Origin of the sequence: Planococcus sp. SSTMD024 (assembly GCF_041320495.1) — a bacterium.
Lineage (GTDB): Bacteria > Bacillota > Bacilli > Bacillales_A > Planococcaceae > Planococcus.
The window spans coordinates 314,757-336,858 of sequence record NZ_JBGGNS010000023.1; the positions used below are offsets into that span (position 1 = coordinate 314,757).

The following is a 22,102-nucleotide window of genomic DNA, read 5'->3' on the forward strand; positions in this document are numbered from 1 at the left end:
GGCCTTCCTACTTCGCTTTCTCAATATCCTCAATAATAGTAGGAGCACTAGCATACATTCTTTTTAAAGTTTTAAGAACAGGTTTTTCCAAGTCGGCAAACATAATGTGTTTTTCTGTACTTCCTTCGATAGAAATTATTGGGCCTCCCGAAAAAGGTAAAATGTCATCTGGAGAACTCACATAAAAATTTTTAATTACTGCACCGTTAGCAAATTTTATTTCCTTGATGTACGTATCGCGTTGTTGGGTGTGCTTGGTCAAATTTCTATGTTTATTGCCATTGGCTAGGACTTTCAAATCTTTCAGCCACTTCGATCGACCGGGAAAGGGCTGGTATTTCCTTATAGCTTCGACAATTTCGGGGTTTTCTTCAATCAATCCCGGGAATGCTCTTTTCACATATTTCGAAAACTCTTTATTCGACTCTGTTATTGGAAAATAAACTTTGCTCTTATGTCCTTCTATAGCAACAGAGGGTACATTTTTGGCACTGTATTCCATGAAGATTGAGAAGGCTAAATAGTCTAATGCAGAGAAAACATTGTCTAGATACTGTTTGATTTTCATTTTCAAAAGATTAGTCGAACCCTCATTGTCAAATACTTTATTATAGAGTATTTCTATTTCTTTTAATTTCTCTTCTGCATCTCGAAGTAACAGTTTTGATTCAGAAAAATTCATTTTCTACACCTCCTTTCGTATGCCCACATGGTATATAATATACTAAAGTAGGTGATTAAAAATGGACAAAATGAAATTAATGGAAGTTTTTAATGAGCTTTTAGATGAGTGGTATTGGGCTGAAGATACTGTCCTTCATGATCGAGATGTTAGCGGATGCAACGTATATCAAGAACTAGAGCAAAGAAAAAAAGCATATGAAGAGACTTTTTTAGAAGCACTGAAAGCCTAGTGCTTTTTTATTTTGAGCCTTCGTAGGAACAAACTGCGTAGTAAGCAAAACAAAATAAATTAAGATTCAGGGTGTCCTTATCCAGAGGGCGCTCTTTTTGTTTTGACAAAAATAAAACCCCTGGTGCGCTGGTCTTGGGAGACACGCATCAGGGGAGGGATATAGAAAGATGAGAACATTATTAGAATACCCTATTCACAAATAATTGTGAATATAAATTTCGGTAGTTTCGAGAAAAATATAAATTACAAGAGTGTCCCCAGGGGCGCTCTTTTTATATACCCGAAAATAGAGACGCAAGGGGGAATGAGATATGAGAGAGGATGAAGCATATGCTCAGATGGGAGGTCGCGGCGGTGAAGGGAATTATGGCAACAATTACAAGCTTTGCAGTTTATCTGGCAGGCTTGATTGATGCCGCCACCGTCGTACTATTATTTTTTATGTTTTTGGATATGGTCACCGGTCTACTTCGTGCGTGGATGACAAAATCGTTAAACAGCACGCTCGGACTGGCCGGTCTTATAAAGAAATTCGCAGTATTCGTTGTTTTGGCCATGACGGCCGGCATCGAATACTTTTTTATTCACATGGGGCAGGATACCAACGGTCTTTTGATTCTAGGAGTCGCCAGTTTCTTTGTCGTGAACGAAGGGCTTTCCATTTTAGAAAACTGCGCACAGATGGGGTTGCCCATTCCACCAGTTTTATATAACGCGCTCGATAAATTAAATAGAGATCCAGGTGGCAAAGAACAGCAGCTACTACGAGATCCAGTACTTGAGCAAATCGATAAGGCAGCATTGCTCAAAGAACTCCAACAAGCTCAGCAAGAAAGTACAAAACGAGAGAAAAAGGAGGAAACACAATGACGGCAGTATTATTTTTCGCATCGATTCTCGTCCCTATTATTACAGCCTTGGTAGAGGTCATTAAAAAAGCAACCAATATTCCGGTGAACTTCGTTTCTGTACTGGCGCTGATCGTCGGTTTGATTATCGGTTTCGCGGCAGAACCATTCACGGATCTTGATTATGTTAATCGTTTATGGGCCGGTGGACTTGCCGGTCTTGCAAGTGTTGGTTTATTTGAAGTCGTGAAGCAACGCGAAGGCATGACGAAAGAGGGTGAGTAATAATGCCGAAGATCGTCATATTTGCAGGCCATGACCACGACACATGGGAGAAAACAGGGGGCAAGGGCGTCCGGACCAATTTAGAAGCAGATGGAGTTTACGAAGAATTCGACACGAACTTCATCATTGCTAAGGGCGCTGTAGATTTACTTCGCAAAGAAGGATTCACAGTCCTTTTCCCTCAGCAAGACAAACGCCGGATGACGTTGAAAGAGCGTGTCGCTTATGCAAATGCACACGACGCCGATTTAATGATTGATGTCCATAGTAATGCCTCAGCCAGCCGGACGGCGACGGGTGCAGCGGCCTTCTATTGGTACAATAGCGCAGCTGGTAAAAAGGCGGCGGACATCTTCGCTAAGCACATTAAAGCAAACGGATTGCCAACATGGTCCGGGGGCACATACGCATCACAGGCGACCGGCTGGTCGTCTTTTTATATGCTCAAATACTCGAAGATGCCGGCAGTTCTCACTGAGAGCTTTTTCTTCACAACGCGTTCGGACTTGGAAAACTACTTGCTCAATCCAAGAGTACAGAAAGTGCTCATGAAGATTCACGCGAATATCGCCCTGGAGTTCTTCGGCAAGAAAGCACTCGATACAGCACTCGATTCCGTCGTGCTTCCTGATGGCCGAGAGGTCGTGAAAATTGGCAGCCGCGGAGCAGATGTGAAATATGCTCAAATTGTACTCGGCAGACACGGATTTGAAACGGATATCGACAGTATTTTTGGCAAAGACACGGACAAGCAGACAAAGGCTTTCCAGAGAGCACAAGGGCTTGTCGATGATGGAATTATCGGTGCAGCTACATGGGCCGAGCTTGAGAAAAAACCGCAGCCCAAACCAGTAGTCAGTAAACCAGCACAAAAGGAGGAAGAAGACATGGAACAAACGGCAGTAGTAATCAACGGAACAGCCGACGCAGGCACAGCAACTCTCTTGGCATTTCAACTTGGGTGCGGAGTGTTTTTCCGAAAAGATGCAGAGAAGCGTCAAGTCGCCAAAGAAATCTACATTGCCGGTGGCGGCAAAGGGAAAATCAAAGGTGACAAGCTTATTGATCTATCCGGCAAGACACGCAGTGACACAGCAAAAAACGTAACAGCGAAATTGAAATAAGAGTATAATTAGAATAGGGTAACACTATAGTATTATTACGCAAAAGCCCCGCAGAGAGAAAGGAGTCCTCACCTGCGGCGCTTTTTTTGTATTGAGTTTATAGTTAAAGATTTAGCATTTTAATTTCTAATGCTATACTATAATAGATACATAAATGATACGGAATTACTTAGTATTTAGGAGGCATTTCTTTTGACTAACAAAATTGGGCATATAATAGCTTGTGCTGAAGCGTTCAATACATCAAGTGGTGAAGTGATTTTAAAAAAACCATTGAACTCCATCGCTCTTCCATCTTTACCTAACTTCTATACTTTTGTTGTTGCAGTGGGAATGATTCATTTAACACCACAAAAGTATGATGTAACTGTAAAGTTAATTAGCCCTTCTGGAAAAGAACTAGCAGTTAATAAACTGGACTTTGAAGTAGAATTATTAGAAGGAGGACCAGAATTTGGAGATGGAGGATTTAACGTCAACTTTCTTAACGTCTCTTTTAAAGAAGAAGGAGATTATGTTATTAATGTTGAATTAAATGAATACCATAAAGAGCTGATATTACCTGTAATAAAACAACCTTTAGATTAAAAATAGTAGGTGAAACGATGGCAGAATCTACAGTTACTTCAACAAGGGGAGCAATCAAGTGGAACTTTCATCACGACAAAGAACTTGAAGCTCCACAGGATTTACTTAAGTTGATGGAAAAGCATCAAGAATCTAAAATAGATGGCTATATTTATGGCAATAATGCTGTGAAAATGAAGCATCCAGAAACCGAAAATATTAGTTCATCGATTCAGAGTTACTTTCATAGAGGAAATGATCCAGTAGCGAATAAAGGGGATGAAACAATGAATAACCATGATTCTACAGACACCCTCTTTAAAGAATTGAAAATTGATATGCGAGAACGTGAAGAAAGATCAAGAAAAGAAATTTCTGACCGTGAAGAACGATATGAACGCCAACTTGAAAGATTTGCTCAAGAATCTCAACAAAGAGAAGAACGTATTAGGCAAGAAACTAAGGAGAGAGAAGAGCGAATCGAAAAGATGATAAATGGAGTTAACTCAAAAGTTGAAGATCACGCTAAGTATTTTGAAAGCATTAAAAATCAAAACTTTTGGGGAAACATCACGGTTTTTGTGGCTCTGGTAGCTATTTTGGTTACTTTGATGTTGGCTTTGTTTAATCAATAAACACATTTGGACTTAAATAATATAAGCCCCTCGCGTCGAGCATAAAATAGTCGATGTTGAGGGGCTTATTTTATTTTTCAAGATATATGTAAACGTTAGTAGAATGTCTATAGGTGTCGTAAGCAAATTTAAAACCCGCGATTAACTCAGGACCGGCGCCAGCTGTGAATTTCAAGTAATGGTACACTTTGTCGAACTCTCTTGTATCAGGAAAATCTGCGCCGCAGTAGGCGTACCTGGCAAGAGTGCCGACTCGAAAGTCATCGTTTTTAAATTGGTAAAGCCACTCCCTAAATGTAACGTCCATCAAACTATCCCCTTTGCATGTTATAAAGATAGTATATCAATAGCAAATACTTTTGATACAGTTATTTTTCATTTTATAGGTTATTTTACTCAATTAGTGTGGTATATTAAGAACAAATGTTCTTATTAGGAGTGGTGGAATTGAGTATAAACAGAGATCGTAAAATGGTGGGAGACGTCCAGGATAGAGGAGCACTGAAGTGGACATCCCTTATGCTGCCGGAACACATTCGGATGCTCAGAGAATGGAAAGAAGAAGATAACAGAGTGCCCAAACCCGAAATGGATGAATTTGATTTGCAGACCCTCCAGGAGAATATCGAGCTGGCACTTGTCCGAAGATGCCAAGCCGAAATTCAAATGTGGAAGGATTATCAATATCATTACCATGTGGGCACCATCACAGAAATGGACTTGCACACTCGCACAATCGTATGCGATGATTCACTTAAAGCAAAGCGCCTTTCCGTTGATATGATAACTTCGGTTCAACTAATCGACTGAAAGATAAACTCGCACACATTTTCGCACATACCAATAAAACACGAGCGTACAAAACTTGTCGTTTTTTTGAGTTCCTACTATATATAAGGCGCGTATGTATAAACGGTAGAATACAACAGAAAACAAGGGCAGAATCTGCATTGCTTACGACGCTTGTAAAACTCATTAATCAACGGATCCCCGAAGCATCTGACCAGATGCTTCGGGGATTTTTTGCTTTCTGCCCATTAACAGAAAAGAATTCAAGTGAATATGCAGCGGTTTTTGCCGTTCCTCATTTATAATGGAATGAAGAGCATCAAACGCATGTAGGAGGGCGCGAAATGGAAGCGGAATGGGTATTGGGGATAGCGGCTGGGGCAATCGCTGCAGTTTCAGGAATGAAGATTGCAAACAATAGGACAAAAACCAAGAAGCGGGAAGTGAAGGAACAGACAATCATGAACGAATTCATTGTGCCGTTTTTGCCTGAAGTGATGAGTTTTTATCAGTTGGAGGTATTGGGGAAAGATCCGCTATCAGCAGTGGACAGGGAACTGCTGGTGGACCGGATCTACAGCCATAGCCTTGAAGAAGAGTATCGGCGCTTTGACCGTCATGAAGCATTGGCCCGCCTGCAATCCTTGGCGAAACCTGCAAAAAACAGCCAGCAGGAATTGCTTCATTTTTTGTTCTGGTATCTTGATTTTTCGAACATCATCCTAAAAGATGTGCTGGAACCATCGGATCCGCTATTGAGAGAAGCCAGGCTGCTTGAGAAACAATTCGCCGCGTGGTGTATTTGCCATGAGGAATTGCAGGAGGACGCACCTGCAAGTGTACTTGAATTGATCCATCACAGTTCGTATTTTGCCGGGGTGTTAAAAGAGATAGAAGCCGGGGTATTCCGTGAAATGATGGCTGATGATGAACTGCGCAGCGAGCGCCGGGGGAATTTTGCACGCATCATCTTCCAGGCGTTCGAAAAGAAAGCACAAGGTGAAGTGGAACTTCACGCCGTCGAACAATTCCATGAACATTACGATAAACGGTATACGCATCGCAACAAAGGGCTAATTCGCTTTTAAAAAGATTTACGAATGGAATGGAAAGCTCTATGATAGAAAAAAGCGCAGGTTTTTGAGCGCTGGACTTCAAACGAGGAGGAATGTCATGAACGACGAATTTACGCAACGCCTGCTTGCTTTGCATTATGTATATCCAAAGCCTTTGAACCGGCTAAAGCTGCTGCTGGTAGGCGATCCCGATTTGGTGTATTTGGATTTACGGAGCCCCTTTGACATCGCTGAAACACTTCAAATCCCTATGGAGAAAGCAAGCACTTTAAAGCAAGCATACCTCAAATACTTGGATACCCCCTTTTCGTCTATCTACAGACAACAAAACATCCGAGCCCTCACCTATCGCGACCCCCTTTATCCATCCTCATTGCACGAGTTGATCGATCCGCCCGCCGTTCTTTATTTGAAAGGCGACTTTACTTTGCTGGATGCCCCTGAAAAGATAGCGGTCATCGGTTCTAGAAAAGCCGACAGCTATTCGCAATCGGTTATTCAGCAATTGCTTCCGCCCTTACTGTCAGAAGGCTTCGTCATTGTCAGCGGTTTGGCGAAAGGCGCGGATGCAATGGCGCACAGATGCGCCATCGATTGCGGCGGCAAAACCATCGCTGTCATCGGCAGTGGCTTTTCACATCGCTATCCGAAAATCAACGATGCCTTGACCTTTATAATAGAAGAAACTCAATTGCTGTTAAGTGAGTATCCACCGTACATGCCTCCTAGAAAGTGGAATTTCCCGATGCGCAACCGCATCATCAGCGGCTTGTCGAAAGGGGTCATCGTCACACAGGCAGAAGTGAAAAGTGGAACATTGAGCACCATTGAGCATGCACTGGACCATGGAAAAGATATCTTTGCCATTCCTGGGGATATCTTTTCCCCGCTATCCGCCGGCCCGCATAAATTGATTGCAGAAGGCGCAAAACCCATCTGGAACGGGGCTCAAGTGCTGGATGAATACCGCCAATTGAGAAGCTGAAAACTGGCGGTTCGACGAAAAGCCTTGCAATCAGCCAAAAACTGTTATACATTTTGCATCAGGTGATTCTTTACACAATTTGAAGAGACCTCTATGAGGAGGAGTATGAATGGCGGATTATTTGGTGATTGTCGAATCGCCCGCAAAGGCGAAGACAATTGAACGGTATTTGGGAAAAAAGTATAAAGTGAAAGCCTCTCTCGGCCATTTGCGCGATTTGCCGCGCAGCCAGATGGGGGTAGATGTCGAAAACAATTACGAGCCCCGCTATATCACGATTCGCGGAAAAGGCCCGATTTTGCAAGACCTGAAAAAAGAAGCGAAAAAAGCAAAAAAAGTCTTTCTCGCGGCTGACCCCGACAGAGAAGGCGAGGCGATTGCCTGGCATTTGGCGAACGCACTTGGGGTGGATATCGATTCGGATTGCCGCGTCGTGTTCAATGAAATTACGAAAGACGCGGTTAAAGACGCCTTCAAGCAACCACGCAAATTGGATATGGATTTGGTGGATGCCCAACAGGCGCGCCGCATCCTCGACCGTCTTGTCGGCTATAGCATCAGTCCGATCTTATGGAAAAAAGTGAAAAAAGGCTTGTCGGCCGGCCGTGTTCAATCGGTGGCACTGGGCCTTATTATCGACCGTGAAAACGAAATCAAGAATTTCGAACCTGAAGAGTATTGGTCGATTACAGGTGAGTTCGAAAAAGCGAAGAAAACATTCGAGGCGCAGTTTTACGGGACCCCGGAAAAGAAACTGAAGCTCTCCAATGAAAAAGATGTCAAAGACGTTTTATCCACAATGAAAGGCAAGGATTTTGTCGTCAAGAGCGTTGTCAAAAAAGAACGCAAACGCAATCCTTCTCCTTCTTTCACTACATCCTCACTCCAGCAAGAAGCAGCGCGTAAGCTGAATTTCCGCGCCAAGAAAACGATGATGCTTGCCCAGCAGCTCTATGAAGGGATCTCGGTCGGCAAAGAAGGCGTGACGGGCTTGATCACGTATATGCGTACGGATTCCACGCGGATTTCCGACTCGGCCAAGCAAGATACCATTGGCTTTATCCTTGATAAATACGGGGAAGAATATGTAACGCAGAAAGCTGCAGCCAAACAATCCCAGAAATCGCAGGATGCCCACGAAGCTGTCCGCCCGACCAGCGTCCACCGCACGCCGGAATCGCTGAAGAGCATTTTGTCGCGCGATCTTTACCGCTTGTACAAGCTGATCTGGGACCGCTTTGTGGCAAGCCAGATGTCACCCGCTGTCCTTGATACGGTGATGGCAGAGCTGCAAAACGGCGAAGCGATTTTCCGTGCCAACGGTTCCCAAGTGAAGTTTCCTGGGTTCATGAAGCTCTATATCGAAGGGACAGACGACAAGAAAGAGGAAAAAGACAATATCCTCCCGGAAATGAAGGAAGGCGATAAAGTCAAAGCGACTGAAATCACGCCGAACCAGCATTTCACGCAGCCGCCCCCGCGCTATACAGAAGCGCGCCTGGTGCGCACTTTGGAAGAGCTTGGAATAGGCCGCCCGTCGACTTATGCTCCAACTTTGGATACAATCCAAAAACGCGGATATGTCGCACTCGATGCCAAGCGTTTCATCCCGACTGAACTTGGGGAAATCGTCCATCAATTGGTGCGTGATTTCTTCCCGGACATTCTGAACATCGAGTTTACCGCAAAAATGGAAAATGACTTGGACAGCATCGAAGAAAGTGAAGTTGACTGGCGCGCAATCATCGATGTCTTCTACAAAGAGTTCGCCAAAGATCTCGAAGTGGCTGAAAATGAAATGGAGAAAGTCCAGATCAAAGACGAACCGGCTGGAGAAGATTGCGAGGAATGCGGTTCGCCGATGGTGTTCAAACTGGGGCGCTACGGCAAGTTCATGGCCTGCAGCAATTTCCCGGAATGCCGCAATACGAAAGCGATCGTCAAGCATATCGGCGTCAAATGCCCGACTTGTAAAAAAGGCGAGATCGTCGAACGGAAAAGCAAGAAGCGCCGCGTGTTCTACGGTTGCGAACGTTATCCGGAATGCGAATTTGTGTCATGGGACAAACCGATCGAACGCCCATGCCCGAAATGCAGCAGCTTGATGGTCGAAAAGAAAGTGAAAAAAGGCGTGCAGATCAATTGCACAGCATGCGACTACAAAGAAGAAGTTCAATAACTATATAGAGGTGTTTTATCATGACGAAAATTGTAAATGTAATCGGTGCCGGACTTGCAGGAAGCGAAGCGGCATGGCAAATCGCCAAGCGTGGCGTTAACGTAAGGCTTTATGAAATGCGCCCTGTCAAGCAGACACCGGCGCACCATACGGACAAATTCGCGGAATTGGTCTGCAGCAACTCGCTGCGCGCCAATTCATTGACCAATGCGGTTGGCGTCATTAAAGAAGAAATGCGCAAACTGGATTCGGTCATCATCGATGCAGCCGATAAAGCGTCAGTGCCCGCTGGCGGCGCGCTTGCGGTCGACCGTCACGAGTTCGCGGGAACGGTCACGGAGAATGTCCGCAACCACCCGCTTGTCGAAGTGATCAACGAAGAAGTGACGGAGATCCCGGAAGGCATCACCATCATCGCAACCGGACCGTTAACTTCACCGGCGCTTGCCGAGAAAGTCCGCAAGTTGACTGGTGAAGAATACCTCTACTTCTACGATGCGGCGGCGCCGATCGTCGAGAAAGACAGCATCGACATGGACAAGGTCTATTTGAAATCGCGCTACGATAAAGGCGAAGCCGCTTATCTGAACTGCCCGATGACAGAGGAAGAGTTCCGCCGCTTCCATACGGCTTTGGTCGAAGCGGAAGTTGTGCCGCTCAAGGAGTTCGAAAAAGAAATCTATTTCGAAGGCTGCATGCCGGTCGAAGTGATGGCTGCGAGAGGCGATAAGACCTTGACTTTCGGCCCGATGAAACCTGTCGGGCTTGAAGATCCGAAAACCGGCAAACGCCCGTACGCGGTCGTGCAATTGCGCCAGGACGATGCAGCCGGCACGCTGTACAATATCGTCGGGTTCCAAACCCATTTGAAATGGGGAGCGCAAAAAGAAATCCTGCGCATGATCCCGGGGCTAGAGAATGTCGAGATCGTCCGTTATGGCGTCATGCACCGCAACACATTCATCAACTCGCCGAATGTTTTGAAGCCGACCTATCAATTGAAAGCCGACCCGAATATTTTCTTCGCAGGCCAAATGACAGGCGTCGAAGGTTATGTGGAATCGGCAGGGAGCGGCTTGCTTGCGGGCATCAACGCAGCGAAGCTGGCACTCGGCGAGGAGCCGGTCGTATTGCCTGCAGAAACCGCGCTTGGTAGCATGGCGCGTTATATTACCGAAGCGGATTCGAAGAACTTCCAGCCGATGAACATCAATTTCGGCTTGTTCCCGGACCTTGGCGAACGCATCAAGTCCAAGCAGGAGCGGGCTGAGCGCCACGCTAACCGCGCATTGGAATCAATTCGAAATTATATGAATTCAGTGACGGTTTAATTGAAAAAAGCCTCTAAGTATTGGTATACTTTAGAGGCTTTTTTAATTGCCTGAAAGGCGGCGTGCCAGATGACGAAAGAACAGATGCTCGAATCGTTCATGAGCTATATCCAATTGGAAAAGAATTATTCCGCCCACACTGTCCACCAGTACCTACAGGATCTGGAGGGTTTTTTTCTGTTCCTGGATCAAGAAAGCGTGAACGATCTGCACGAAGTCGAATACCTTCATGCCAGAAATTATGTAACGAAACTATATGAAGCGGAATTATCCAGAACGTCAATTTCTCGGAAAATCTCCGCCATCCGGTCGTTTTTCCGCTACGGCAACCGCGAATTCGGGCTCAGTGAGGCGGCGTTCCGATCGCTGTTCCACCCGAAGAAAGAAGAGCGGCTGCCGCAGTTTTTCTACGAGGAAGAGCTTGAGCAGCTGTTCGCTTCACTCACCGGTGAGGATGCACTGTCGCTCAGGAACCGCGCATTGCTGGAATTGCTTTATGCGACCGGCATGCGCGTCAGTGAATGTGTGTCGATCAAGATGAAGGATTTGGACCGCCATATGCATATCGTCAAAGTGCTTGGCAAGGGCCGCAAAGAGCGCTACATCCCTTATGGCCAGTTTGCACATGACGCGTTGGAACTTTATGTCGATCAATCCCGTCCCAAGTTGATGAAGTCGAAAGAACACGATATGCTATTCGTCAATAGCCGAGGGGATGGGGTGACGGACCGTGGCATCCGCCATATCCTCAACGAGTGCATGAAAAAGGCATCTCTTAATTCATCCATCTATCCCCATATGATCCGCCATACATTCGCGACCCATCTATTGAATAACGGCGCGGATATGCGCACCGTCCAAGAACTGCTGGGCCATGCGCATCTCAGTTCCACACAAGTCTATACGCATGTGACGAAAGACCATTTGCGCAATACGTATTTAAAAGCCCACCCAAGGGCATAAGGAGGAGAACCTGACAATGCAGGAATTTCATGCAACCACGATCTTTGCAGTAAAGCATAAGGGCAAGTCAGCGATGGCTGGAGATGGGCAAGTCACATTCGGCAATGCCGTCGTCATGAAACACACCGCGAAAAAAGTCCGCCGGCTCTATAATAACGAAGTGCTGACGGGATTTGCCGGTTCCGTGGCGGATGCTTTCACGTTGTTTGAAATGTTTGAAGGCAAGCTTACCGAATTCAACGGCAATCTTCAACGCGCTGCCGTGGAACTCGCGAAACAGTGGCGCGGCGATAAAATGCTGCGGCAGCTGGAAGCGATGCTCATCGTCATGAACAAGGATGAGCTATTGCTCGTGTCAGGCACAGGTGAAGTCATCGAGCCTGACGACGGGATTTTGGCAATCGGCTCAGGCGGCAATTACGCGCTTGCAGCCGGCCGGGCATTGAAAAAATATGCAGGCGACCAACTGACGGCGGGCGAAATCGCCCAATCCGCACTTGAAACGGCTGCTGATATTTGCGTCTACACCAACCATCAAATCATCATGGAGGAGTTGTCAGAATGAAAACACAAACCGATTTAACTCCCCGGCAGATTACGGATCACCTGGATCGCTTCATCGTCGGGCAAAAAGATGCCAAGCGCTCGATTGCCATTGCGCTCCGTAATCGCTACCGCCGCAGCCGCCTCGATGAAGAAATGCAGGATGAAGTCATTCCGAAGAATATTTTGATGATCGGCCCGACCGGGGTCGGGAAAACGGAAATCGCGCGCCGCATCGCAAAACTGACCGGAGCGCCGTTCATCAAAGTCGAGGCGACAAAGTTCACGGAAGTCGGATATGTCGGCCGCGACGTCGAGTCGATGGTGCGCGATTTAGTGGAAGCATCCGTGCGCATCGTCAAAGAAGAAAAATACGAAGCTGTCAAGGATCGCGCAGAAGCCTCTGCCAATGACCGCCTCGTGAAATTGCTGGCGCCTTCGATGAAGAAAAAGCAGCCTGCGCAAAATCCGCTTGAAATGTTCTTCGGCCAAAAGCAAGAGCAGGAAGAGGAAGATCCGGAAGCGGAAGTCGAAGTGCGCGTCAAGCGCCGCGAGATTGCTGCTGACTTGAAAGCCGGCAAGCTGGAAGAGGAATGGGTGACAGTCGAGGTGACGGAAAACACGTCTTCCATGTTTGACGCTTTCCAAGGGTCGGGAATGGAACAGATGGGGGAGAACATGCAAGATGCCTTGTCTTCCTTGATGCCGAAGAAAAAGAAAAAGCGCCGCATGCAAGTAAAAGACGCTCGGCGCGTGTTGACGGCGGAAGAGTCGGAAAAACTGGTCGACAGCGAGGAAATATCGTCCGAGGCGATCCGCCGAGCTGAACAGCACGGCATCATCTTCATCGACGAAATGGACAAGATCGCCAGCAAAAGTTCGACTTCTTCTGCGGATGTATCGAGGGAAGGCGTCCAGCGTGACATCCTGCCGATTGTCGAAGGCTCGACTGTGTCGACTAAATACGGCGCGGTGAAAACGGATTATATGCTGTTCGTCGCAGCTGGCGCATTCCACATGTCGAAACCGTCTGACCTGATCCCGGAATTGCAAGGGCGTTTCCCGATCCGCGTCGAATTGACCAAGCTGGAAGTCGATGATTTCGTGAAAATTTTGACGGAACCGAAACATTCCTTGCTCAATCAGTATAAAGCCCTTCTCGAAACAGAGGGAGTTATGGTACACTTTACTGATGCGTCAATCGTCAGACTTGCGGAAATTGCTTATGAAGTAAATCAACAGACGGATAATATCGGCGCTCGCCGACTTCATACAATATTGGAACGCTTATTGGAAGACCTATCTTTTGAGGCATCGGAGATTTCACCTGCCCAAATCGATATTACTCCTCAATACGTTAATGAAAAGCTGGAAAATGTGGCGAAAAACAAAGATTTGTCACAATTTATCCTGTAGTACAAGGCGTATTGGTTTCATTAAAGTGTAAAAACCTTTAGAATATTGAATAAACGGTGCGAAATACGTACGAATCATGTAGGAGGTTCATAATTATGAATTTATTGGGAAAAACAAGACGCATTAACTCTATGCTGCAAGCAGCAGCCGGCAAGCCGGTAAACTTTAAGGACATGGCTGAAACATTGAGCGAAGTCATCGAAGCAAATGTCTTCGTCGTCAGCCGCAAAGGGAAGGTTCTTGGCTATGCTGTCAACCAGCAGATCGAAAACGAGCGCATGAAAAACATGCTCGAAGAACGCCAATTCCCGCTCGAGTATACTCAAAACCTATCAAACATTACTGAAACATCCGCTAACTTGGATGTCAGCAGCGAACACACGATCTTCCCTGTTGAAGAGCGCGAACTATTCAAAAACGGCTTGACGACAATCGTTCCGATCATCGGCGGCGGCGAGCGCCTTGGCACATTGCTGCTAGGACGCGTTAACGACCAGTTCGGCGATGACGATTTAATCCTTGGCGAATACGGCGCGACAGTGGTTGGCATGGAGATCCTCCGTGAAAAAGGCGACCGCATCGAAGAGGAAGCGCGCAGCAAAGCTGTCGTCCAAATGGCGATCAGCTCGCTTTCATACAGCGAACTTGAAGCGATCGAGCATATCTTTGAAGAACTTGATGGCAACGAAGGCTTGCTTGTGGCCTCTAAAATTGCTGACCGCGTCGGCATCACACGTTCGGTCATCGTCAACGCACTCCGCAAACTTGAGAGTGCCGGCGTCATCGAATCACGTTCACTCGGCATGAAAGGGACGTATATCAAAGTATTGAATACGAAATTCCTTGCAGAGCTTGAACAATTGAAAATGAATTAATTCCAACGCCGCCCCGGACTATCCAATAGTTCCGGGGCGGCTTTTGCGTTGCTGGCATTCGATGGATTCGTCGACCAGTGTTTCAATTTATAGGATTTATAAATATCAGTTGCAGGCACCAGCAAGAGCGTGGTATAATTTCAAATGGTGTTAAATACACACGCATTCCGATCTGTTCCGCAGGTGCCTTTATTGGTAACGGTTCAGAAGCGAAGAGTGCGGAGGCAAACAAAAACCTATTAGGAGGAAACACATCATGGCAGTAATTTCAATGAAACAATTGCTTGAAGCTGGTGTTCACTTTGGCCACCAGACTCGCCGCTGGAACCCGAAAATGAAAAAATACATCTTCGTGGAACGTAACGGCATCTACATCATCGACCTTCAAAAGACGGTCCGCAAACTTGAGGAAGCTTATAACTTCATGAAGCAAGTGGGCGAAGAAGGCGGTAAAGTCTTGTTCGTAGGAACTAAAAAACAAGCTCAGGACGCGATCAAAGAAGAAGCAGAACGTTCTGGCAACTACTACATCAACCAGCGCTGGTTGGGTGGTACTTTGACAAACTTCGGCACGATCCAAAAACGTGTCAACCGCATGAAACAGATCGAGCGCATGGAAGAAGACGGCACTTTCGAAGTCCTTCCGAAAAAAGAAGTAGTCCAATTGAAAAAACAACACGAACGCTTGGAGAAATTCCTAGGCGGTATCCGTGACATGAACGGTCTTCCGGACGTAATGTTCGTCGTAGACCCTCGCAAAGAACGCATCGCAGTAGCAGAAGCTATGAAATTGAACATTCCAATCGTAGGTATCGTCGATACAAACTGCGACCCGGACGAAATCGATTACGTAATCCCTGCAAACGATGATGCTATCCGTGCGGTCAAACTATTGACTGGCAAAATGGCTGACGCTCTTCTTGAGTCCAAGCCTGAAGAAGACGAAGAAGCATCAGCGGAAACTGCTGAGTAATTCGCAATGTTTACAGGTGATAAGCGGCCAACCCCCTTATCACCTTTTTTTGAGAAAACACAGACAAGCTGAAGGAGGAATTTAATCATGGCAGTTACAGCTCAAATGGTTAAAGAATTGCGCGAAAAAACAGGCGCAGGTATGATGGATTGCAAAAAAGCATTGGTACAGACTGATGGCGACATGGACGCAGCTCTAGATTTCCTTCGCGAAAAAGGATTGGCGAGCGCTTCTAAAAAAGCCGACCGCATCGCAGCTGAAGGGATCACTTCGATCCTTGAAGAAGGCAACGAAGCAGTCATCTATGAAGTTAACGCTGAAACGGATTTCGTAGCGAAAAACGAAGGTTTCCAGACTTTGGTCAAAGAAATCGGCGAGCACTTGCTTGCTACTAAACCGGCTACAATTGATGAAGCAAACGCGTCGACAATGTCAAACGGCTTGTCAGTAGCGGACCACATTTCAAACGCCATCGCTAAAATCGGCGAAAAAATCACATTGCGCCGCTTCGAAATCCGCACTAAAACGGACAACGACGCTTTCGGCCCTTACCTGCACATGGGCGGCCGCATCGGCGTTCTCGTTCTATTGGAAGGTTCTTCCGATTCGCAAGCTGCACGCGATATCGCAATGCACATCGCTGCACTTAACCCGAAATACGTTTCACGCGACGAAGTGTCTGCTGATGAAGTAGAACGCGAACGCAAAGTATTGACTGAGCAAGCGTTGAACGAAGGCAAGCCGGAAAAAATCGTTGAAAAAATGGTTGAAGGCCGCCTTGGAAAATACTTTGAGGATATCTGCTTGCTTGACCAAGCATTCGTTAAGAACTCTGACCAGAAAGTCCGCGAATTCGCAGCATCTGTTGGCGGCACTGTAACAGAGTTTATCCGTTACGAAGTGGGCGAAGGCATCGAAAAACGCGAAGACAACTTCGCTGACGAAGTTATGAGCCAAGTCAACAAAAAATAAGCTAACATTTATATGAGTCATCCAGGGAACACAATGTTGTGTTCCCTGTTTTTCAATAAACGTGTAACGGAGGGTACCGATGAGTGTTCCAAAATACAAACGCATTGTACTGAAATTAAGTGGAGAAGCGATGGCAGGCGGACAAGGTTTCGGCCTTTCCCCTGAAATCATTAAATCTGTCGCAGCGCAAGTGAAGGAAATTGTAGACCTTGGCATAGAAGTAGCGGTAGTGGTCGGCGGAGGAAATATCTGGCGCGGCAAAGTCGGCTCAGAGATGGGCATGGACCGCGCAACTGCTGATTATATGGGGATGCTTGCAACTGTTATGAACTCACTGGCCTTGCAGGATTCTCTCGAGAAGCAAGACGTGGAAACGCGTGTATTGTCTTCGATTGAAATGCGCCAAGTCGCAGAACCGTATATCCGCAGAAGAGCGATCCGCCACCTCGAGAAAAAACGTGTCGTCATTTTCTCGGCCGGAACCGGAAACCCTTACTTCTCGACAGATACGACGGCTGCCTTGCGGGCGGCTGAGATCGAGGCAGATGTCATCTTGATGGCGAAAAACAATGTGGACGGCGTTTATTCAGCTGATCCAAAAACCGATGTTGAAGCCGTCAAATACGATGAACTATCGTACTTCGATGTCATCCAGCAAGGACTCCAAGTGATGGACTCGACAGCATCCACATTATGTATGGACAATGATATTCCACTCGTAGTATTCTCTATAATGGAAAAAGGAAACATAAAACGAGCTGTTCTTGGTGAAAAGATCGGGACAGTAGTGAGGAGATCATTATAATGCCAAAAACAATCATGAACGATACGAAAACGAAAATGAGCAATGCGATTCAAGCTTTTTCGCGTGATTTGGCTTCCATCCGCGCGGGGCGTGCGACGCCTTCATTGCTCGACAAAATTACGGTTGAGTACTACGGTGCCCCGACACCGGTCAATCAAGTAGCGGGTATTTCGGTCCCGGAAGCGCGTTTGATCATGATCCAGCCTTACGATAAAACCGTATTGCCTGAAATCGAAAAAGCGATCTTGAAATCGGATCTTGGACTCAGCCCTTCAAACGACGGCAACGTCATCCGTCTTGCGGTTCCGGCTCTTACAGAAGAGCGCCGCAAAGATTTGGTCAAGCAAGTGAAGAAAGAAGGGGAAGATGCAAAAGTCATCATCCGCAACATTCGCCGCGACGCCAACGACGACTTGAAAAAGCTTGAGAAAAAGAGCGAGATTACAGCTGACGATTTGCGCGGCTACTCGGACGATGTACAAGATATGACAAACACCCATATCGCTAAGATCGACGACATGGTCAAAGACAAAGAAACTGAGATCATGGCAGTTTAAGCGAACTTCATCTGTTCCCGGGCGTCCTGTATAACAGGACGCTTTTTTCATGCCAAAATTTCGGAAGTGCCTTGAAAGTTCACGCACAACGCGCATTTTTTTGATATGATAAGCAATAGACATTCCGATTGGTTACAAGTGGAGGATTAATTATGTTCAATAAACTATTAAAGAGAAATATAGAGCCGGTAGTGGTGGAGTACGGGGAGCGTGCCATGGCTGTAGCCGGCGCGGGCGTGCCGTCCCATGTGGCGATCATCATGGACGGCAACGGGCGTTGGGCGAAAAAACGTTCCATGCCGAGAGTCGCCGGCCATCACGAAGGAATGAAGACTGTCCGCAAAATAACGAAGCTTGCGAGCCATCTAGGCGTCGACGTATTGACTTTATATGCGTTTTCGACGGAAAACTGGAAGCGCCCGAAAATGGAAGTCGACTTTTTGATGCGCTTGCCGGAAGAGTTTCTATCCAGTTTTTTGCCGGAATTGATCGAAGAAAACGTCCGCGTGGAAATGATGGGCTATGTGGATGACTTGCCAGCGCATACCATACAGGCGATTCAAAAAGCGAAAGAAGCAACCAAGCATAACGATGGATTGGTATTGAATTTCGCATTGAATTATGGCAGCCGCGCGGAAATCGTCGACGCCGTGAAAAGCTTGGCCGCTTTGGTACAGGCTGGCGAACTGGAGCCAGCCGAGATTTCAGAAGAAATGATCACAAGCCGTCTCATGACGAACGGATTGCCGGAGCCTGATTTATTGATTCGAACGAGCGGGGAGGTTCGTTTAAGCAACTTTATGCTGTGGCAATTGGCTTATACGGAATTTTGGTTTACCGATACCTTATGGCCGGATTTCGGTGAAGATTGCTTGCTTGAGGCATTCGAGATTTATCAGAAACGAAATCGGCGTTATGGTGGCTTGAAGGGGGAAGAAGCAAATTGAAGCAACGCATTATTACGGGAGCGATAGCAGCTGCCCTATTTATTCCATTTGTCATCATCGGCGGGATCCCATTTATTCTTTTGGTCTACGTCCTTGCAACAATCGGTTTTCAGGAATTGCTTAAGATGAAAGGCCGGAGCCTCATGAGCGTGCCCGGCCTTATTTCTCTGGTTGCATTGTATGCTTTCATGCTGCCAGGCGATTGGTCGCAGCAAGTATACGAATGGACCGGCTATCTGAAAGTGGAATTTGTTTTCATGGCGGTCATTTTACTGCTTATACATACGGTCGTCGTCAAAAACAGCTTTACGTTTGACGATGCCGCGTTCGCGATCCTCGGCACACTTTATGTGGGGCTAGGGTTCTATTACTTAATCGAAACACGGGAATCGGGGCTTGCGGTATTGATTTTCGCGCTGCTCGTCGTATGGTTCACCGATTCGGGGGCTTATTTTACGGGGCGCAAAATCGGAAAGCGCAAGCTTTGGCCAGAAATATCGCCGAATAAGACCATTGAAGGGTTTGTCGGCGGCATAGTTTGGGCGGTTGGCATCGCTTTAATCTTTGCCTATTTTGCCGGCATGGAACAGCCAATGCTATTGGTCATCATCGTCGCGATTGTCGCTTCGATTTTCGGCCAATTGGGCGACTTGGTGGAATCGGCTTTGAAGCGCCATTTCAATGTCAAGGATTCCGGAAAGATGCTGCCGGGGCATGGAGGCATCCTGGACCGTTTCGACAGCATCCTTTTTGTCATGCCATTGTTGCATTTCCTGCATTTTATTTAAGAGAGGGTTGTTTTATAGATGAAAAAAATCATATTGCTCGGGGCGACCGGATCGATCGGCGTCCAGACGGCGGATATTATCCGGGAACATCCCGAAGAATTCTCGCTGGTTGGTTTATCTGCTGGTAAAAATATGGATGTGACGCGCAAGCTGATTCAGGAATTTCGTCCGGAGATCGTTTGTGTCCAGTTCGCTGAAGACGCGCAAATGCTGCAACAGGAATTCAAGGGCATTCAATTCGTCCATGGCAATGAAGGCTTGATCGAGGCATCGACATATGAAGCGGATGTTTTGGTCAATGCTGTGATCGGCAGCGTCGGGCTCGAGCCGACTTTGGAAGCGATCAAGCTCGGCCGTACGATTGCCATCGCCAATAAGGAAACGCTTGTGACAGCAGGCCACTTGGTCATGCAAAGCGCCAAAAAATACGGCGCTGATATCTTGCCGGTGGACAGTGAACATTCGGCTTTGTTTCAAGCACTCAACGGTGAAAAAATCGAGCAGGCAAGCCGCTTGATCCTGACAGCTTCAGGTGGCAGCTTCCGTGACAAAACACGCGACGAACTCGCTAATGTCACAGTGGAAGATGCGCTCAATCACCCGAACTGGGCGATGGGATCCAAAATCACGATCGATTCAGCGACAATGTTGAATAAAGGCTTGGAAGTGATCGAAGCCCATGTCCTGTTCGAGTTTGACTACGACGATATCGATGTTTTATTGCACCGGGAGAGCATCATCCACTCAATGGTGGAATTTCAGGACACGAGCGTTATGGCGCAGCTCGGAACACCCGATATGAGAGTGCCGATCCAATATGCGCTGTCCTATCCGGACCGACTGCCGCGCCCAGCTGCCAAACGGCTGGACCTCGCGGAAATTGCCCAACTGAACTTCAAGGCGATGGATTACGAGCGATTCCGTGCGTTGCAGCTTGCCTTCGACGCGGGGCGTGAAGGCGGAACGATGACGACCGTCTTGAATGCCGCCAATGAGCAGGCGGTCGCAATGTTCTTGAATCGCCGAATCGGTTTTTTGCAAATCGAGGAATTCATCGAACGGGCGATGCATGCCCATCAGACGGTCGCTTCACCAGATCTCGAGACGATTCTCGCGGCAGATTCCGAAACGAGAAAAACCGTGGAAAACATGCTAAAATAGCGACAGATTAAAACCGAATATGGTTTATTAAGGATGGGTTCAAAATGGAGACAGTATTAGCGTTCATCATCATTTTCGGCGCGTTAGTGTTTTTCCACGAGCTGGGCCATTTCCTGTTCGCTAAGCGGGCTGGGATTCTTGTTCGTGAATTCGCTATCGGAATGGGCCCCAAGATTTTGGGTATCACACGAGGCGAGACGCTGTACACGGTTAGACTGCTGCCGATCGGCGGTTATGTCCGCATGGCGGGCGAAGAGATGGATGCCATCCACTTGCAGGCAGGCCATCGCATCGGGGTGCTGCTGGATGAAAAAGGGCAGGCGAAGAAAGTCATCCTTAATCAAAAGCATGTCTATCCCGATATCCTGTTTCTGGAAGTGGAACAAGCAGATCTCGAAAAAGAGTTATATATCAAAGGATATGACGAAGACGAGCAATTGGTGAATATCAAAGTCGCACGCGATGCAGTAGTGGAAGAAAACGGCCGTGAAACGATTTTGGCGCCGTATGACCGCACGTTCGATGCGAAAAATTTGCCAAACCGCTTCATGACGATTTTTGCAGGGCCGTTCTTCAACTTTATCCTGGCATTTTTCATCTTTACAGCCATCGGCATGATGCAGGGAGTTCCGACTTTCGAGCCGGTCATTTCCGAAGTGACGGAAGACAGCCCCGCTGAACAGGCGGGCATGCAAGACGGCGATTTGGTGACTGAAATCGAAGGCCAACCGATCAGCACGTGGGACGAGCTGGTGGAATCTGTACAAGACAGTGCAGGAACAGCACTGGATTTCCAAGTGGAGCGTGACGGCGAGCCTTTGAACTTCACGATCACGCCTGAACTGTCCGAGCAATCGGCAGAACCAGTGGGGGTTATCGGCGTCTTGTACCAAAGCCCGGTGGAAAAAGACTTTTTCGGATCATTCGCCTACGGGGCTGAACAGACAGTCTTTTGGTTCAAGGAGATATTCCGCTTGCTTGGCATGCTTGTGACAGGCCAATTCACTATTGATGCCCTGTCCGGACCTGTCGGCATTTACAAAACGACTGAAGAAGTTGCCCAGTACGGCATCTTTACGCTTATGAGCTGGGCAGGCATGCTCAGCATCAACCTAGGAATCATGAACCTGTTGCCGCTGCCTGCGCTTGATGGCGGGCGACTCATGTTCTTCTTCCTTGAAGCGCTAAGAGGCAAGCCGGTCGATAAGCAAAAAGAAGGAATGGTCCATTTTGTCGGGATCATGCTGTTGATGCTCTTGATGGTTGTCGTCACATGGAATGACATTCAGCGATTTTTCTTTTAATGAGTGAAAGGGAAGCGTCTATCGCTTTCCTTTCTCTGCTACATAGGGATTTACAAATACAAT

At 47.1% G+C, this 22,102-nt stretch carries 25 protein-coding genes; 23 read left to right on the forward strand and 2 right to left on the reverse strand.

Annotated features, from left to right (window positions below; all coding sequences use genetic code 11):
- Positions 1-7: 7 nt before the first annotated feature.
- Positions 8-682, reverse strand: coding sequence for a hypothetical protein (locus tag AB9R92_RS15875; protein WP_370670405.1), 675 nt, complete (start codon positions 680-682; stop codon positions 8-10).
- 61 nt (positions 683-743) lie between these two features.
- On the opposite strand from AB9R92_RS15875, the gene AB9R92_RS15880 reads away from it, so the two are divergent.
- The 6 genes from AB9R92_RS15880 to AB9R92_RS15905 all read left to right on the forward strand — a co-directional run bounded on the left by AB9R92_RS15880 (position 744) and on the right by AB9R92_RS15905 (position 4,375).
- Positions 744-914, forward strand: a complete 171-nt coding sequence (locus tag AB9R92_RS15880; RefSeq protein ID WP_370670406.1) for a hypothetical protein — start codon at positions 744-746, stop codon at positions 912-914.
- 356 nt (positions 915-1,270) lie between these two features.
- Positions 1,271-1,786, forward strand: coding sequence for a phage holin family protein (locus AB9R92_RS15885; protein ID WP_370670407.1), 516 nt, complete (start codon positions 1,271-1,273; stop codon positions 1,784-1,786).
- Positions 1,783-2,049 carry a holin gene (locus AB9R92_RS15890; protein ID WP_370670408.1) on the forward strand — a complete coding sequence of 89 codons (267 nt, stop codon included), beginning with the start codon at positions 1,783-1,785 and terminating at the stop codon, positions 2,047-2,049. Before AB9R92_RS15885 ends, AB9R92_RS15890 begins: the two co-directional genes overlap by 4 nt.
- 2 nt (positions 2,050-2,051) lie before the next feature.
- Positions 2,052-3,173, forward strand: coding sequence for an N-acetylmuramoyl-L-alanine amidase (locus AB9R92_RS15895; protein WP_370670409.1), 1,122 nt, complete (start codon positions 2,052-2,054; stop codon positions 3,171-3,173).
- Positions 3,174-3,365: 192 nt separating this feature from the next.
- Positions 3,366-3,761 carry a DUF6941 family protein gene (locus tag AB9R92_RS15900; protein WP_370670410.1) on the forward strand — a complete coding sequence of 132 codons (396 nt, stop codon included), beginning with the start codon at positions 3,366-3,368 and terminating at the stop codon, positions 3,759-3,761.
- Between the two features lie 17 nt (positions 3,762-3,778).
- Positions 3,779-4,375 carry a hypothetical protein gene (locus tag AB9R92_RS15905; protein WP_370670411.1) on the forward strand — a complete coding sequence of 199 codons (597 nt, stop codon included), beginning with the start codon at positions 3,779-3,781 and terminating at the stop codon, positions 4,373-4,375.
- A gap of 70 nt (positions 4,376-4,445) precedes the next feature.
- Here the strand turns inward: AB9R92_RS15905 and AB9R92_RS15910 are convergent, their stop codons facing one another.
- Positions 4,446-4,682, reverse strand: coding sequence for a YozE family protein (locus AB9R92_RS15910; RefSeq protein WP_121297666.1), 237 nt, complete (start codon positions 4,680-4,682; stop codon positions 4,446-4,448).
- Between the two features lie 140 nt (positions 4,683-4,822).
- On the opposite strand from AB9R92_RS15910, the gene AB9R92_RS15915 reads away from it, so the two are divergent.
- The 17 genes from AB9R92_RS15915 (at position 4,823) to rseP (ending at position 22,039) form a co-directional block, all read left to right on the forward strand.
- Positions 4,823-5,185, forward strand: a complete 363-nt coding sequence (locus AB9R92_RS15915; RefSeq protein ID WP_370670412.1) for a YolD-like family protein — start codon at positions 4,823-4,825, stop codon at positions 5,183-5,185.
- Between the two features lie 323 nt (positions 5,186-5,508).
- Positions 5,509-6,252, forward strand: coding sequence for a hypothetical protein (locus AB9R92_RS15920; RefSeq protein WP_370670413.1), 744 nt, complete (start codon positions 5,509-5,511; stop codon positions 6,250-6,252).
- An 85-nt stretch (positions 6,253-6,337) separates the two neighbouring features.
- Positions 6,338-7,225 carry a DNA-processing protein DprA gene (dprA, locus tag AB9R92_RS15925; protein WP_370670414.1) on the forward strand — a complete coding sequence of 296 codons (888 nt, stop codon included), beginning with the start codon at positions 6,338-6,340 and terminating at the stop codon, positions 7,223-7,225.
- A 109-nt stretch (positions 7,226-7,334) separates the two neighbouring features.
- Positions 7,335-9,404, forward strand: a complete 2,070-nt coding sequence (gene topA / locus AB9R92_RS15930; protein WP_370670415.1) for a type I DNA topoisomerase — start codon at positions 7,335-7,337, stop codon at positions 9,402-9,404.
- 20 nt (positions 9,405-9,424) lie between these two features.
- Positions 9,425-10,735 carry an FADH(2)-oxidizing methylenetetrahydrofolate--tRNA-(uracil(54)-C(5))-methyltransferase TrmFO gene (trmFO, locus tag AB9R92_RS15935; protein ID WP_370670416.1) on the forward strand — a complete coding sequence of 437 codons (1,311 nt, stop codon included), beginning with the start codon at positions 9,425-9,427 and terminating at the stop codon, positions 10,733-10,735.
- Between the two features lie 69 nt (positions 10,736-10,804).
- On the forward strand, positions 10,805-11,698 hold the full coding sequence (gene xerC / locus AB9R92_RS15940) for a tyrosine recombinase XerC (RefSeq protein WP_370670417.1): 894 nt from the start codon (positions 10,805-10,807) through the stop codon (positions 11,696-11,698).
- Between the two features lie 16 nt (positions 11,699-11,714).
- Entirely contained in the window at positions 11,715-12,263 is a 549-nt protein-coding gene (gene hslV / locus AB9R92_RS15945; RefSeq protein WP_058380455.1) for an ATP-dependent protease subunit HslV, read from the forward strand.
- Positions 12,260-13,657: an ATP-dependent protease ATPase subunit HslU gene (gene hslU, locus AB9R92_RS15950; RefSeq protein WP_370670418.1), complete on the forward strand. Its 1,398-nt coding sequence runs from the start codon at positions 12,260-12,262 to the stop codon at positions 13,655-13,657. Before hslV ends, hslU begins: the two co-directional genes overlap by 4 nt.
- A gap of 95 nt (positions 13,658-13,752) precedes the next feature.
- Positions 13,753-14,532: a GTP-sensing pleiotropic transcriptional regulator CodY gene (codY, locus tag AB9R92_RS15955; protein WP_370670419.1), complete on the forward strand. Its 780-nt coding sequence runs from the start codon at positions 13,753-13,755 to the stop codon at positions 14,530-14,532.
- Between the two features lie 256 nt (positions 14,533-14,788).
- Entirely contained in the window at positions 14,789-15,505 is a 717-nt protein-coding gene (gene rpsB, locus AB9R92_RS15960) for a 30S ribosomal protein S2 (protein WP_101805111.1), read from the forward strand.
- 87 nt (positions 15,506-15,592) lie between these two features.
- Positions 15,593-16,477 carry a translation elongation factor Ts gene (gene tsf / locus AB9R92_RS15965; RefSeq protein WP_370670420.1) on the forward strand — a complete coding sequence of 295 codons (885 nt, stop codon included), beginning with the start codon at positions 15,593-15,595 and terminating at the stop codon, positions 16,475-16,477.
- 79 nt (positions 16,478-16,556) lie between these two features.
- Entirely contained in the window at positions 16,557-17,282 is a 726-nt protein-coding gene (gene pyrH, locus AB9R92_RS15970; RefSeq protein WP_370670421.1) for a UMP kinase, read from the forward strand.
- Positions 17,282-17,839 carry a ribosome recycling factor gene (gene frr, locus AB9R92_RS15975; RefSeq protein ID WP_370670422.1) on the forward strand — a complete coding sequence of 186 codons (558 nt, stop codon included), beginning with the start codon at positions 17,282-17,284 and terminating at the stop codon, positions 17,837-17,839. Before pyrH ends, frr begins: the two co-directional genes overlap by 1 nt.
- Positions 17,840-17,991: 152 nt before the next feature.
- Positions 17,992-18,786: an undecaprenyl pyrophosphate synthase gene (locus tag AB9R92_RS15980; RefSeq protein ID WP_370670423.1), complete on the forward strand. Its 795-nt coding sequence runs from the start codon at positions 17,992-17,994 to the stop codon at positions 18,784-18,786.
- Complete coding sequence (locus AB9R92_RS15985) at positions 18,783-19,574, forward strand: phosphatidate cytidylyltransferase (RefSeq protein ID WP_370670424.1); 792 nt, start codon at positions 18,783-18,785, stop codon at positions 19,572-19,574. The genes AB9R92_RS15980 and AB9R92_RS15985 overlap by 4 nt, the downstream gene beginning before the upstream one ends.
- Positions 19,575-19,592: 18 nt before the next feature.
- Positions 19,593-20,735, forward strand: a complete 1,143-nt coding sequence (gene dxr, locus AB9R92_RS15990) for a 1-deoxy-D-xylulose-5-phosphate reductoisomerase (protein WP_370670425.1) — start codon at positions 19,593-19,595, stop codon at positions 20,733-20,735.
- Positions 20,736-20,779: 44 nt separating this feature from the next.
- Positions 20,780-22,039, forward strand: coding sequence for an RIP metalloprotease RseP (rseP, locus tag AB9R92_RS15995; RefSeq protein WP_370670426.1), 1,260 nt, complete (start codon positions 20,780-20,782; stop codon positions 22,037-22,039).
- Positions 22,040-22,102 lie beyond the last annotated feature (63 nt).